The organism is Microbacterium sp. ZW T5_56 (assembly GCF_044987425.1).
GTDB lineage: Bacteria > Actinomycetota > Actinomycetes > Actinomycetales > Microbacteriaceae > Microbacterium.
Map to the genome: position 1 here is coordinate 127,157 of NZ_JBJDRI010000002.1, position 12,964 is coordinate 140,120.

At 66.7% G+C, this 12,964-nt stretch carries 12 protein-coding genes; 3 read left to right on the forward strand and 9 right to left on the reverse strand.

Going from position 1 to position 12,964, the window contains the following annotated elements; genetic code table 11:
* Positions 1-6: 6 nt before the first annotated feature.
* On the reverse strand, positions 7-609 hold the full coding sequence (locus ACI3KU_RS01965; protein WP_404920602.1) for a GNAT family N-acetyltransferase: 603 nt from the start codon (positions 607-609) through the stop codon (positions 7-9).
* Between the two features lie 56 nt (positions 610-665).
* Positions 666-1,895, reverse strand: coding sequence for a multidrug effflux MFS transporter (locus ACI3KU_RS01970; protein ID WP_404920648.1), 1,230 nt, complete (start codon positions 1,893-1,895; stop codon positions 666-668).
* Between the two features lie 402 nt (positions 1,896-2,297).
* Here ACI3KU_RS01970 and ACI3KU_RS01975 point away from each other — a divergent pair, with 402 nt between their 5' ends.
* Positions 2,298-3,551: a hypothetical protein gene (locus tag ACI3KU_RS01975; RefSeq protein WP_404920603.1), complete on the forward strand. Its 1,254-nt coding sequence runs from the start codon at positions 2,298-2,300 to the stop codon at positions 3,549-3,551.
* A 198-nt stretch (positions 3,552-3,749) separates the two neighbouring features.
* Complete coding sequence (locus ACI3KU_RS01980) at positions 3,750-4,334, forward strand: nitroreductase family protein (protein ID WP_404920604.1); 585 nt, start codon at positions 3,750-3,752, stop codon at positions 4,332-4,334.
* Between the two features lie 136 nt (positions 4,335-4,470).
* Here ACI3KU_RS01980 and ACI3KU_RS01985 read toward each other — a convergent pair whose 3' ends face one another.
* The 3 genes from ACI3KU_RS01985 to ACI3KU_RS01995 form a co-directional block, all read right to left on the reverse strand.
* Entirely contained in the window at positions 4,471-5,442 is a 972-nt protein-coding gene (locus tag ACI3KU_RS01985; RefSeq protein WP_404920605.1) for a carbohydrate ABC transporter permease, read from the reverse strand.
* A complete protein-coding gene (locus ACI3KU_RS01990; protein ID WP_404920606.1) occupies positions 5,442-6,764 on the reverse strand; it encodes a carbohydrate ABC transporter permease in 1,323 nt (440 codons plus the stop codon). Before ACI3KU_RS01990 ends, ACI3KU_RS01985 begins: the two co-directional genes overlap by 1 nt.
* Positions 6,765-6,868: 104 nt before the next feature.
* Positions 6,869-8,212: an ABC transporter substrate-binding protein gene (locus ACI3KU_RS01995; protein WP_404920607.1), complete on the reverse strand. Its 1,344-nt coding sequence runs from the start codon at positions 8,210-8,212 to the stop codon at positions 6,869-6,871.
* A gap of 288 nt (positions 8,213-8,500) precedes the next feature.
* Here ACI3KU_RS01995 and ACI3KU_RS02000 point away from each other — a divergent pair, with 288 nt between their 5' ends.
* Complete coding sequence (locus ACI3KU_RS02000) at positions 8,501-9,511, forward strand: LacI family DNA-binding transcriptional regulator (RefSeq protein ID WP_404920608.1); 1,011 nt, start codon at positions 8,501-8,503, stop codon at positions 9,509-9,511.
* A 116-nt stretch (positions 9,512-9,627) separates the two neighbouring features.
* Here the strand turns inward: ACI3KU_RS02000 and rplL are convergent, their stop codons facing one another.
* From rplL to ACI3KU_RS02020, 4 genes are all read right to left on the reverse strand, one after another.
* Positions 9,628-10,011, reverse strand: a complete 384-nt coding sequence (gene rplL / locus ACI3KU_RS02005) for a 50S ribosomal protein L7/L12 (protein ID WP_404920609.1) — start codon at positions 10,009-10,011, stop codon at positions 9,628-9,630.
* A gap of 51 nt (positions 10,012-10,062) precedes the next feature.
* The gene (gene rplJ, locus ACI3KU_RS02010) at positions 10,063-10,551 is read right to left on the reverse strand and encodes a 50S ribosomal protein L10 (protein ID WP_231091777.1); all 489 of its coding nucleotides are present in this window, start codon (positions 10,549-10,551) and stop codon (positions 10,063-10,065) included.
* Between the two features lie 295 nt (positions 10,552-10,846).
* The gene (locus ACI3KU_RS02015) at positions 10,847-11,854 is read right to left on the reverse strand and encodes a sugar phosphate isomerase/epimerase family protein (protein WP_404920610.1); all 1,008 of its coding nucleotides are present in this window, start codon (positions 11,852-11,854) and stop codon (positions 10,847-10,849) included.
* Positions 11,847-12,962 (reverse strand): Gfo/Idh/MocA family protein, encoded by a 1,116-nt coding sequence (locus tag ACI3KU_RS02020; protein ID WP_404920611.1) that lies wholly within the window; start codon positions 12,960-12,962, stop codon positions 11,847-11,849. The genes ACI3KU_RS02015 and ACI3KU_RS02020 overlap by 8 nt, the downstream gene beginning before the upstream one ends.
* Positions 12,963-12,964 lie beyond the last annotated feature (2 nt).

The following is a 12,964-nucleotide window of genomic DNA, read 5'->3' on the forward strand; positions in this document are numbered from 1 at the left end:
TCCGACTCAGTCGAAGCGGCGACCGAACGCCTGCGCTCCCGGTGCCGACGGCAGACGGGTGAAGCCGAGCCGGTCGTAGAAGCCGAGCGCGTTCTCGTTGCGTGACGACGCGACGAAGTGCAGGCCGCGAACGCCACGTCGTCGCAGCTCCGTCTCCATCGCCTCGATGAGGCCGCGACCGAGACCGCCGCCCTGCCCCTCGGGAAGAATGTCGATGTGCAGATGCGCCGGGTACTCCGCCGCATACTCGATCGGCTCCGTGCCGACGCGCTCTGCTCCCGCCAGCATCACCGCGTCGCGTTCGGCGACCTTGTCGCCCGCGTACGTGTCGCGTACCGACGGCCACCACTCGTCGTGGAACCACCGGTTGAACGACTCGGTGTCGTCGGTGGCGATCACGTAGCCGATCGCCCGTCCGTCGCCGTCGTCAATGACGAACGCGAGATCGGGATGGCGCACCACGTAGGGCACAGCGTAGATGTCGCCGAGGAGGGAGTCGCGACGATACAGACCCTCCGCGTTGGCCCCGGAGTCTCCGGTCTTCACACAGATGTCCGACATCGCGGAGCGGTCGGAGTCGCGGTAAGGGCGGATGGTGCGAACAGTCATGCTCTCATCCTTTCAGCACAGGGCGGGAGACGAGGGAATCAGCGGGAAGCCCGGTGTTAGGGCGTCAGCATCGCGACCGTGCGGGGGCGCACGATGAACCACAGCGCGAGAATCCCGATCACCGCACAGCCCACCATCACCGCCGCCATGGTGGTCGGGGTGATGCCGGCGTCGGCCGAGATGAGCCCCACGAGCGGGGACACCAGCGCGGCGATGACGTTGTTCGACATTCCCAGCACGCTCGCCGCCGTACCGGCGGCCTTGCCATGACGATCGAGCGCGAGCACCTGCACGCACGGGAAGGTGAAACCGCACGCGGACATGAAGAAGAACAGCGGGATGATCGTGCCCCACATGCCGAGGTTCAGCATGTCGCACACCACGATGCCGAATCCGCCCAGCAGCATCGCCAGGGTGGAGCCGGCGAGCACCCACTGCGGACCGATGCGTGCGGCCAGCCGCGAGGCGATCTGGTTTCCGATCACGAGACCGACGGAGTTGGCGGCGAAGAGCATGCCGTACTGCAGCGGCTCGAAGCCGTAGGTCTGCTGGAAGAGGAAGCTCGAGGCGGACAGGTAGGAGAACAGCCCGCTGAAGGTCATCGCACCGATGATCAGCACGCCGATGAAGACGCGGTCGCTGAAGACGCTCGCATACCGCTGCCAGATGGTGCTGGATCCCTTGCCCTGCCGTCGCTCCTTCGGCAGCGTCTCGGGCAGGAAGAAGATGGAGCACACGAACATCAGCACGCCGTAGGCGGCGAGGAAGACGAAGATCCCGCGCCACGGCATCACCGTGAGCAGCGCGGAGCCGATCAGCGGCGCGACCACCGGTGCCACACCGGAAACCAGCGCGAGCCGCGAGAGCATGATCACGAGGCGCCTGCCACCGAACAGGTCGCGCACGATCGCCATCGCCACGACACCACCCGCGGCAGCGCCCATCCCCATCACCACGCGGGTCACGCCCAGCAGCAGCAGGGTCGGCGCGATCACGGCACAGATCGACGCGGCAACGTGCAGCGCCGTCACCACGAGCAGCGGAACGCGCCGGCCGACCTTGTCACTCAGCGGTCCGACGATCAGCTGCCCGAGACCGAAACCGAGCATCGTGCCGGTGAGGGTGAGCTGAATCGCCGCGGCCGTGGCATCGAACTCGTGCTCCAGCTGCACGAATGCGGGGAGGTACAGATCGACGGTGAATGGACCGAGCGCGGTCAGCGCCCCCAGCAACAGCACGTAGAGCGCGCGACGACGAGCGGGAATGGCATCGCCGGGGTGGAGCATGATCGGCGCCGTCGCCGGGTTCGACCCCAGCGTCCGAATGGCCGCGGTGGGCGACGACGGCAGACGGATCGACCCGGTCAGCGTGCGAATCGACCCGGTCGGAGTGCGGGTCTCCCCCTCCCGAAGCTCGGATTCGGAGCGCGCGGATTCCGGGGACGCGGAGGCGGGGTCGGTGTGAGAGGTCACGGGAGCTTCCAGCAGGGGGGTGGGCGTGGCGATCGGTCAAACAGCTCGAATCGATTCGAGGTCGACCCATCAACTCTACTCCCCCTGGGCTCTGGGCGTGAGGCGGGCAGGCACGGCGGCGCGCGGATGCGTACGGTGGCGCGCGCGGAGGCGTACGGTCGGAGTCGTGACGTCAGCGCGGTGCAGATCCGCATCGCTCATCCCGGGAGGTTGCTCATGAACGTGATGGTCGGGGCAGCGCGAACGGACATCCCCGTTCCCGCTGGCACAGCCCTGAGCGGGTATGCCGCACGCACGAGCGGAGCTACTGGAACCCACGATCCGCTGACCGTTCGCGCCCTTGCCGTTGGTGAGATCGTGTTCATCGCGGTCGACTGCTGCGCCCTGCACGAGGACTCCTGTCGGCTGATCCGCGATCAGCTCATCGCGGCGGGTGCCGCCGAAGCGGTGATCGCCGCCACCCACACGCACGCCGGTCCCTGCATCGGACGCGGACGCGTCGGCGTGGATGACGCTGCCGTTCGTGTCGCCGTTGAGCGCGCAGCAGTCGAGACGGGCTCGCGTTCGCTCACCACCGCTCGCGCCTGTCACGTCGGTGTGCGTGAAGCGGTGGGGGTCGGGGTCGCGCGTGATCGACGACACCTCGACACCGTCATCGATCCCCCGGTGCAGGGTCTCATCTTCCGCGACGTGGTCGATGAGGCAGCGGTCGCAGCCCTGGTCACCTACCCCTGTCACCCCGTTGTGCTCGGTGCCGCGAACACACGTGTCAGTGCCGACTATGTCGCGGCGCTGCGAGACGAGGTGGAGTCTGCGCTGGAGGGGGCGCTGTGCGTCTTCCTGACCGGCGCTGCCGGCGACGTCAACGACGGACACGCTGCGACGGCATCGTTCCGCGCCGAGGCCGCCACGGGCCGGGACTTCGCCACGGCCGCGGCCCGCGGGGAGCGGATCGCGCGGGCTCTTCTCGACGCGAAGGAGCGCGAGATCGACGTCGACGCCGCCCGATTCTCGGCCGTCCCGGTGACGCCCGCCCTGACCCCGGTCGACCGCGACCTCATCGCCTTGCAGCGCGAGCGCTGGCTGCGTGAGCGACAGTCGGCGACTCCGGATCTGCGCGCGCTGCTCGACATCTGGATCGCGTGGGCCGACTCCGTCCCTGCCGACCCGCCCCATCGCTGGCACGGCCGCGTGAGCTGCACGCGGATCGGGCCGGTGCGCATCGTGGCCCTCCCCGGAGAACCGTTTCTCGTCGCGGCGGACCGCCTTCGATCGAGCACGTCCGATCCGGTGTTCGTGCTGGGATATGCGGACGGTGTGCCGGGCTACTTCCCCGACCGGGCCGCCTACCCCGAGGGAGGCTACGAGGTGGACGACGCACACCGCTACTACGGCATGCCCTCCCCCTTCGCCGCGGGCTCCCTCGAGGAGCTGGTCGCGGCCGCGCACGCGCTGATGCACGCGGAGTGACTCGGCCGGGTCTGCCGAGGCCAGCACCTGGCGCACTCCCTCGCTCGCGCAGCAGACGCATCGTCTCGCGCGCTTCCCGCACGACCGAACGAGCGGGGGCGGACATTCGGGGAATATTCACGCACATGGATCGTTGGAGTCTCCAGACGGACGATGGGGTCCGGTGTCAGAACCATTGATCCGAAAGGCCTCATCCCCATGAGCACACCCACCCCCGGCCGCACCGCAGTCACCGATGCCCCGATCCTCGACATCCTCGCCGAGCGTTGGAGCACCCGTATCTTCGATCCCTCGTCCACGATCGACGAGGAAGCTCTCGCCAGCGCGCTCGAGGCCGCCCGTTGGGCGCCGACTGCCGCCAACACGCAGCCGTGGCGCGTGATCGTGGCCCGCCGCGGATCCGAGGCTCACGCGAAGGTGCTCGGCACTCTCGCCGGCTTCAACAGCGCCTGGGCCGGCGATGCCGCGCTTCTCGTCGTGTTCGTTGCCGAGACGACCCGCGACGACAAGCCCATGACCTGGGCCCTCTACGACACCGGCCAGGCCGCCGCGCACTTCACGGTGCAGGCGCACGCCAACGGCCTCTCCACGCACCAGATGGGCGGCTTCGACCGCGACGCGATCTCCACCGCGTTCGAGCTGAGCGCCGACTTCACCCCGATCTCGGTCATGGCCGTCGGCGAGCTCGGCGACATCCGCACCGCATCGGAGGAGCTGCAGCAGCGCGAGAACGCCCCGCGCGAGCGTCGCCCGATCGCGGAGACGCTGATCGTCAACGACTGAATCCGACAGGTCTCAGTCGTCGCACTGCCCTGATCACGACGACCTCCTGAGCGACCCGCCTGGCTGGCACCACCGGGGAGCAGACGACAATGCCCGCCGGCTCCGAGGAGCCGGCGGGCATTGTCGTTGAACGCGTTCAGCCCTTGGTCGCACCGGCCAGGAGGCCGCGGACGAAGAAGCGCTGCAGGGCGAAGAACACGATCAGCGGGACGATGATCGAGATGAATGTACCCGCGGACTGCAGGAACCACCTGTTGCCCCAGGTTCCCGATAGCGAGTTCAGCGCCTGCGTGATCGGCAGGGCACCCGGCGACGCGAAGATCGTCGCGACCAGCAGATCGTTCCAGACCCAGAGGAACTGGAAGATGCCGAACGAGGCGATCGCCGGCATAGCCAGCGGCAGGATGATCCGGAAGAACACCTGACCGTGACCGGCGCCGTCGACACGCGCCGCCTCCACGACCTCACCCGGAATCTCCGAGATGAAGTTGTGCAGCATGAACGTCGCCAGCGGCAGCGCGAAGATCGCGTGCGCGATCCACACGCGGGCGAAGGAGTAGCTCACGTCGTTGAGACCGAAGCCCGGGAAGATCTGCACGCCGTTGAGCGTGAGTCCCTCGGAGAACAGGCTCAGCAGCGGCACGAGGGCCATCTGCAGCGGCACGATCTGCAGTGCGAACACGAACACGAACAGCAGGTTGCGGCCCTTGAAGTCGATCCAGGCGAACGCATACGCCGCCAGCGCCGCGATGACGATCGGGAACACCGTCGCCGGAATCGTGATCGCCAGCGAGTTGACGAACGCCGATGCCAGCGTGGTGGAGGTTCCACCCGCGGTCAACGCTTCGACGTAGTTCTCCAGCGTGAAACCCGGGTTGGTGAACACGGTCCACCAACCGGTGGACTGGGTGTCTGCACCCGGACGGAACGACGTGACGAACAGGCCGAACGTCGGGATCGTCCAGAAGATCGCGATGATGACCGCCGCGATGGTGGCGCCCTTGGACGTCAGCTTCTTCTGGGCGACCGCCTCGTTGCGACGCGTGTCGCGGGCGACCTGACGCTTGGTCCGGTTGTCTGCCGTGATGACGGCTTGCGTGGCACTCATCAGCGGATCTCCCTCTGCTTGCGCATCGATCGGGCGTTGTAGATGATGAGCGGCAGCACGAACAGGAACAGCACCACAGCCAGTGCCGAGGAGTGTCCGTAGCTCTGGAAGCGCTGCTGCTGGTTGACCATCTCGAAGCCGAGCACGGTGGTGTCATCACGACCACCGGTCATCACGGCCACGATGTCGTACACCTTCAGCGAGGCGATCGTCACCGTGGTGAGCACGACGATCAGCGACGAGCGGATGCCCGGAACGGTCACGTTGGTGAAGCGCTGCCATGCATTGGTGCCGTCCAGTTGCGCGGCCTCCAGCTGCTCCGTCGGAACAGCCTTGATGGCTGCCGAGAGGATGACCATCGCGAATCCGGTCTGCGTCCAGATGAACACGATCAGCAGCATCAGGGTGTTGATCAGCGGCTTGACCGCCAGCCAGTTCACCGGATCTCCGCCGAACATCGTGACGATCGCGTTGAGCAGGCCCAGCTGGTCGCCCTGACGGTAGTCGTACATGAACTTCCAGATGATGCCGGCGCCCACGAACGAGATCGCGACGGGCATGAACACCAGCACTTTGAGCACCTTCTCGCCGCGGGCACGGTCGATGAAGACGGCGTAGGCCAGTCCGATGGCCACCGAGATCGTGGGTGCCAGAATGGCCCAGATCAGGGTGTTGACCACCGAGACCCATCCGGCCGAGTTTGTGAAGACCCACTCGTAGTTCGCCAGGCCCACGAACACGTCGCCCTTCTTGTCGAAGAACGACTTGAAGAACGTCGAGACGGCCGGGTAGATAAGGCCGAGCAGCAACATCAGAGCCGCCGGCGTCATGAACAGGATCAGCTGGAACAGGTATCCGGCTCCCTGACGGGAACGGAAGTCGGCGAAGAAGAGCAGTGCTCCGGCGAGCAGCGCGATGGCGACGACGTAGAGCACCGCGTTGGAGTAGGGGCGCAGCAGCATGAAGCCGAGCACCGGAATCGCAAGGCAGGCGACGAGTCGCATGATCAGATAGCCCCGCCCCGGTCGGGGTGCGAACTCGATCAGCACGAGCACGATGCCGACGACCACGGCGAAGATCACCAGGACGATCGGAATCTGCACGAGCGGGTGAAGTCCACCCATCCAGAGGAAGAGCTGGTTGAGCGAGAACCCGATGGAGATCCGCTGGGGATCCTCCACCGGCGTGCTGAAGATCAGCACCAGGAAAAGCGCGACGATGATGGCGAAACCGATGACGACGAGGGTGCGGGTGAGCGCGCGCCCCTTCGCGTCGGTCCCGTGCGTCGTCGTCGGCGGACTGACGGCGGTCTGCTGGGACATGGAGACCCCTTCTGAGTGCTTCGGCGCACTCGGTCGGTGCTGAGAGATGCGGGGCCGGGCCCCCAGGACCCGGCCCCGCATTCGATCAGCGGGTTGCGATCAGATTAGTTCTCGTAACCGGCCTGGATGTCGCTGAGCACCGACTTGGTGTCCTTGCCATCGATCCAGTCGACCATGCCCTTCCAGAACGAGCCGGAGCCCACGGTGGCCGGCATCAGGTCGGACGCGTCGAAACGGAAGACCGTGCTGTCATCCTGGAGCGTCTTCATGGCGTCCTGCAGGAACTCGCTGGAAGCCAGCGTCGGGTCGGCGTTCTTGTTCGCGGAGATCACACCGCCGAGCTTGACGCGGGCGTCAGCGAACTCGGGCGAAGCCATGAACTCCAGCACCTTCTGGGTCGACTCGTCGGTGGAGAAGCCGGCGACGAACTCGCCGCCACCCTCGACCTGGAGGGCACCCTCGGTCACACCCGGCAGGATGAACGCGTAGACGTCGCCGTCGGGGGCGACCTTCGGCGTCTCACCAGCGGCGTTCTTCACGTCGAGGAAGTTGGCCGACAGGAACGAAGCCTGGTGCGTCAGCGCGCAGGAGCCGTCGGCGACCTTCGCGGCCACATCGGCGAATGCGGTGGAGTTGATGCTCTTCACATCACCGAAGCCGGCGTTGACGTAGTTCGGGTCCTTCAGGATGGAGCCCACTGCGTCGAAAGCCTTCTCGATGTCGGGGTCGGTGAACTTCACGTCACCGGAGACCCACTTGTCGTAGACATCGGGGCCGGCCTGGCGAAGCACGAGGTCCTCGATCCAGTCGGTTCCGGGCCAGCCGGAGGCGTCGCCCGAGGCGAAACCGGCGCACCACGGTGCCGCGCTGGTCTTCTCCTGGATGGTCTTGGTGAGCGTCATCATCTCGTCCCACGTCTTCGGAACCTCGACACCCCACTCCTTGAACTTCGCCGGCGAGTACCAGACGTAGCCCTTCAGGTTGGCGAGCATCGGTGCCGCGTAGAACGTGTCGTCGAACGTGCCGTAGCTCTTCCAGTCCTTCGACCAGTTCTCATCGACGGCCTTCGAGACGGCATCCGGTGCCGCCTCGACCTTGCCGGTGTCGACGAGGGTCTTCAGCAGACCGGGCTGCGGGACGATGGCGATGTCGGGTGCGTCGCCACCGGTCACCTTGGTGACGATGTTTCCCTCGAAGCTCTTGTCACCGGTGTACTCGACCGTGATGCCGGTGTCTTTGGTGAACTGCTCGAACGATGCGTTGAGGTCATCCGCCTCGGAGCCGGTGATACCGCCCGAGATGCGGACGGTCTTGGTCGTGCCGCCGTCTCCGCTGCCGGAGCCTCCTCCGGTGCCGCCGTCGCTCTCGGCGCAGCCCGCAAGTGCGAGACCGAGGATGCCTGCGAAGGCCAGGGGTGCAAGCACCCGACGTCGCTGAGACATGCCCATTCGTTCCTCCTTTGGATCGCGCGGGGAGCCCTTCCTCGCGCTCGGGTTCAATCAGGAACCGCTTCCAGGCGAACGTAGTCCGTTGCGGCGTGAATCACAACATTTGGGAAGTCACAACTCGATAACCCCCCGATACGGTCCGCGGGAGCGCTCCCAAATGCAATTCAACCCTCATGCCACTGGGTCCGGACTCCACAACCGGTTCCACATCAGTGCTGGTATGGATTACAGTTGACCGACACGGGACCGCGGTCGGGGCCTGCGAGCACAGAACACGGAGGGCGTGCCATGAGTGGAATCGCCGAAGTGGCGCGCCGCGCGGGCGTGTCGAAATCCACTGCCAGTCGTGCACTGAGCGGCCGTGGCTACGTCTCCCCCGCCACCCAGGAGCGCGTGCAGCAGGCCGCAAACGCCCTCGGTTATGTTCCGTCGACCAATGCCGTCAGCCTCGCCACCGGCCGCACGCAGACGATCGGCGTGATCGTCCCACACGCGAACCACTGGTTCTTCGGTGAGGTGCTGGAAGGCATCCAGCGCGCGCTCATGGAGCGCGGCTTCGACCTCGCCCTCTACTCCGCGCAGCCCGGAAGCCTGGAACGCTCCCACGTGTTCGAGACCTATCTCGGTCGCAGCCGATTCGACGGGTTGATCACGGTGGGCATCGAGCCCGATCAACAGGAGCTGGAGCGCATCGCGGAGCTGGGGAAGCCCTTCGTCTCGATCGGCAGCTACGACATCGGAAACAGCGCTGTCTCCATCGACGACGTCGCATCGGCTCGAATCGCGACAGACCACCTCCTGGCGCTCGGCCACACGGACATCGTCTTCCTCGGCGGCGAGGACAACAAGACCTGGCTCAGCTTCGGCGACGCGCACCGGGTCACCGGCTATGCGGCAGCAATGCGGGCAGCAGACCTGGAGAGCTCCATCAGACTGGTGCCGTGCGGGGTGTCCATGCCCGCCGGCTACGACGCCGCCGTCGACCTCCTGAGCGACGCGCGCACCCGCCCCACAGCGATCGTTGCCGTCGCCGACGAGGTCGCCATCGGCTCGATCATCGCGGCGCGACGCATGGGGATCTCCGTGCCCGCGCAGCTGAGTGTCGTGGGCATCGACGATCACGAGAACGCCGAGATGTTCGCCCTCACCACCCTCCGCCAGAACCCACGCGAGCAGGCGGCGCTGGCCGTCGAGCTGCTGGAGGAGCACATCGACAGCCCGGACGCTCCCCCGCGGCGCATCTGGGCTCCCACCCGCTTCGTGATCCGCAACTCCACCGCCGCCCCCGCCGACCACTGACTCGCGGGCTCACGCGCGGCGGGTCCCGCGACGGGGCAGGAACGCCGAAGGCCCCCGGAGTGAACCGGGGGCCTTCGTGGAACGGTGTGCCGGCGAGCCGGCGAGCGTTCAAGAAATTACTTGACGGAAACCGTCGCGCCAGCCTCTTCGAGGGCAGCCTTGGCCTTCTCAGCGGCCTCCTTGTTGGCGCCCTCAAGGACAGCCTTCGGAGCGCCGTCGACGACAGCCTTGGCCTCACCCAGGCCGAGCGAGGTGAGCTCGCGGACGACCTTGATGACCTGGATCTTCTTGTCGCCAGCAGCCTCGAGGATGACGTCGAAGGAGTCCTTCTCCTCTTCCTCGACAGCGGCAGCGCCCGCACCAGCGGCACCGGCAACGGCGACCGGAGCGGCAGCGGTGACGTCGAACTTCTCCTCGAACGCCTTCACGAACTCGCTGAGCTCGATGAGCGTGAGGCCCTCGAACTGCTCGAGCAGCTCTTCGGTGGTGAGCTTCGCCATGATGTATCTCCTACTGAGTGTTTGTGGTTTGTGAAAGAGAGCGCGAACCGCTTACGCGGCCTGAGCGCCCTCGAGCTTCTCGCGAAGAGCGTCGATGGTGGCGGCAGCCTTGCCCATCGTCGCCTTCATCATTCCCGCTGCCTTCGCCAGCAGAACCTCACGGCTCTCCAGCGACGCGTACTTCTCGACCTCGGCAGCGCTGAGGGTGTTGCCCTCGAAGACGCCACCCTTGATCACGAGAAGCGGGTTGGCCTTGGCGAAGTCACGCAGAGCCTTCGCGGTGGCGACGAAGTCGCCGTGCACGAATGCCACAGCCGACGGACCCTTGAGGTCGTCGTCCAGAGCGGTGATCCCTGCGTTGTTGGCAGCGATCTTGGTCAGCGTGTTCTTCACCACGGCGTACTGCGCGTCCTGACGGATGCTGTTGCGCAGCTGCTTGAGCTGGGCAACCGTCAGACCGCGGTACTCGGTCAGCAGGACGGCGTTCGAGTTCTCGAAGTTCTTCGTGAGCTCGGCGACCGATGCATCCTTCTGCGCCATGGTCACTCCTTGATGTGCTTGTGACATCACGCGGGTGCGTGGTGTCCGCCTCGACCGCTCGCAGTGCAAACAAAAACGCTCCGGCGCAAGCGCACGGAGCGTGATCCCAGAAGGGAGAATCTCAATGACACCTGCGCGGGCCCCTGCTTTCGCAGTGCTTCGATCCTCGAAAGGACGACCAGCGGTCTATGGCTTCCACCAGCCTAACAGCGCACGACACACCCGCCAAATCGAGGCCGGCCCGACAGATACGAGGGGCCCGCGCAGATGACGCGGGCCCTTCGTATCGTTCACCTCACTGGTTGCTGAACGCGGCGTCGAACGATGCCGTCGGCTGCGGCCACAGCAGCGAGCGGACGAAGCCGACCGCTTCGGCGGCACCGTGCAGGCGGTCCATGCCGGCATCCTCCCACTCGATGGAGATGGGACCGTCGTAGCCGATCGCGTCGAGAGCGCGGAACGAGTCCTCCCACGGCACGTCGCCGTGACCGGTGGACACGAAGTCCCATCCGCGACGCGGGTCAGCCCAGGCCAGGTGCGAGCCGAGCACCCCGGCGCGACCGTTCTGCGGCCGCAGACGCGTGTCCTTGCAGTCCACGTGGTAGATGCGGTCCTGGAAGTCCCAGATGAAGCCGACCGGGTCGATGTTCTGCCACATCATGTGGCTCGGGTCCCAGTTGAACCCGAAGGCGGCACGGCGATCGATCGCCTCCAGGGCGCGCACGCTGCTCCAGTAGTCGTATGCGATCTCACTCGGGTGCACCTCGTGCGCGAAGCGCACGCCCTCGGCATCGAACACGTCCAGGATCGGGTTCCACCGCTTCGCGAAGTCCTCGAACCCGGCGTCGATCACGTCCTGCCCCACGGGCGGGAACATCGCCACATACGGCCAGATGGAGGATCCGGTGAAGCCCACCACGGTGTCGACGCCGAGCTTGCGCGCCACCCGGGCCGAGCGCTTCATGTCTTCCGCGGCACGCTGGCGGACGCCTTCGGCGTCACCGTCGCCCCACACGTAGTCGCGAAGGATCGCCTGGTGGCGGAAGTCGATCGGCGCATCGCACACCGCCTGCCCGGCGAGGTGGTTGGAGATCGCGAACACACGCAGTCCGTGGCGATCGAGGATCTCCTTGCGACTGGCGACGTAGTCGTCGTCTTCGTCGGCGCGCTTGAGGTCGAGGTGGTCACCGGAGGCGGCGATCTCCAGACCGTCGTATCCCCAGGATGCGGCAAGCCGGGCCACTTCTTCGAAGGGCAGATCGGCCCACTGACCGGTGAACAGTGTTACGGGACGCTCAGCCATGCTGTGTCTCCTTCTCATCAACATCGGGGATGCTCACCCAGGCTCGGGTGAGCGCGGATTCCAGGACCGCGGCAGTGACCCGGGCCGCACGCAGCCCGTCACGGAAGGTGGGAAGCGCGTCGGAGGCCGCACCGCGCACGGCGGCGTAGGCATCGGCGACGAAGGCGTTGAACGCATCCTGGTAGCCCATCGGGTGACCTGAGGGAACCAGCGACAGACCGTCGTCGCCGGGATTCTCCGGATCCCGGAGCACGAGCTGCGAACCGCTGAGCGCGCCGATCCACAGCTCCTCGGACCGCTCCTGTGCGAACCGCACAGACTGGGCCGTGCCGTGCACCTCGAGCGTCAGCCCGTTCTTGCGCCCCGGCGCCATCTGCGACACGAGGAGCGTCGCGAGTGCGCCGTTGTCCAATTCGGCGACCACGGCGACGAGATCCTCGGTCGTCACGGGCACTCCCCCGCGTTCGGGGAACACGGTGCGCGTCCGCGCGGACACTGCTCGAATGCGGTGGCCCGTGACGAACTCCAGCAGGTCGCACAGGTGCGACCCGATATCCGCGAACGCCCGGGAAGCCCCGCCCGCTGCGGAATCCACCCGCCAGTTGGAGTCGGTCTCACGCAGCAGCCAGTCCTGCAGGTACGCGCCGTCGACGCTCAGCACCGTGCCGACGGCACCGGAACGCACCAGTTCACGTGCGTGCCGCACCTGCGGGTGGTAGCGGTAGACGAACGGCACCGCACCGGCCACACCGGCGGCGTCCGCCGCGTCCACCACCGCGAGCGCGTCAGACACCGTGGTGGCCAGGGGCTTCTCGCAGATCACATGGCGCCCCGCGGCGAGCAGTGCGATGGTCTGTGCGGCGTGGTCGCGGTTCGGCGTGCAGACGTGGACGATGTCGCTCAGCTCGGCGACCTCCGTCACGTCGACAGCTCCGCGCTCCACGCCCAGCTCGGCCGCAGCCGCCGCGCCGCGCTCCGGCGTGGAGCTGGCGAGAGCCACCAGCCGCGCGCGGGCCGCACGGGCAGCACGGGAGTGGACCGCGGCCATGAAGCCGCCGCCCAGGAATCCGGCGCGGAGCGCGGTGAGTGGCACGTCGTTCATCGACATGT

Coding starts and splice junctions, on each gene's coding strand:
- ACI3KU_RS01990 (WP_404920606.1), bottom strand. CDS start 6,764: ATGTCCCAGCAGACCGCCGTCAGTCCGCCGACGACGACGCACGGGACC.
- ACI3KU_RS02020 (WP_404920611.1), bottom strand. CDS start 12,962: ATGTCGATGAACGACGTGCCACTCACCGCGCTCCGCGCCGGATTCCTG.
- ACI3KU_RS01975 (WP_404920603.1), top strand. CDS start 2,298: ATGAACGTGATGGTCGGGGCAGCGCGAACGGACATCCCCGTTCCCGCT.
- ACI3KU_RS01970 (WP_404920648.1), bottom strand. CDS start 1,895: ATGCTCCACCCCGGCGATGCCATTCCCGCTCGTCGTCGCGCGCTCTAC.
- ACI3KU_RS01985 (WP_404920605.1), bottom strand. CDS start 5,442: ATGAGTGCCACGCAAGCCGTCATCACGGCAGACAACCGGACCAAGCGT.
- ACI3KU_RS01965 (WP_404920602.1), bottom strand. CDS start 609: ATGACTGTTCGCACCATCCGCCCTTACCGCGACTCCGACCGCTCCGCG.
- rplJ (WP_231091777.1), bottom strand. CDS start 10,551: ATGGCGCAGAAGGATGCATCGGTCGCCGAGCTCACGAAGAACTTCGAG.
- ACI3KU_RS02000 (WP_404920608.1), top strand. CDS start 8,501: ATGAGTGGAATCGCCGAAGTGGCGCGCCGCGCGGGCGTGTCGAAATCC.
- ACI3KU_RS01995 (WP_404920607.1), bottom strand. CDS start 8,212: ATGGGCATGTCTCAGCGACGTCGGGTGCTTGCACCCCTGGCCTTCGCA.
- ACI3KU_RS01980 (WP_404920604.1), top strand. CDS start 3,750: ATGAGCACACCCACCCCCGGCCGCACCGCAGTCACCGATGCCCCGATC.
- rplL (WP_404920609.1), bottom strand. CDS start 10,011: ATGGCGAAGCTCACCACCGAAGAGCTGCTCGAGCAGTTCGAGGGCCTC.
- ACI3KU_RS02015 (WP_404920610.1), bottom strand. CDS start 11,854: ATGGCTGAGCGTCCCGTAACACTGTTCACCGGTCAGTGGGCCGATCTG.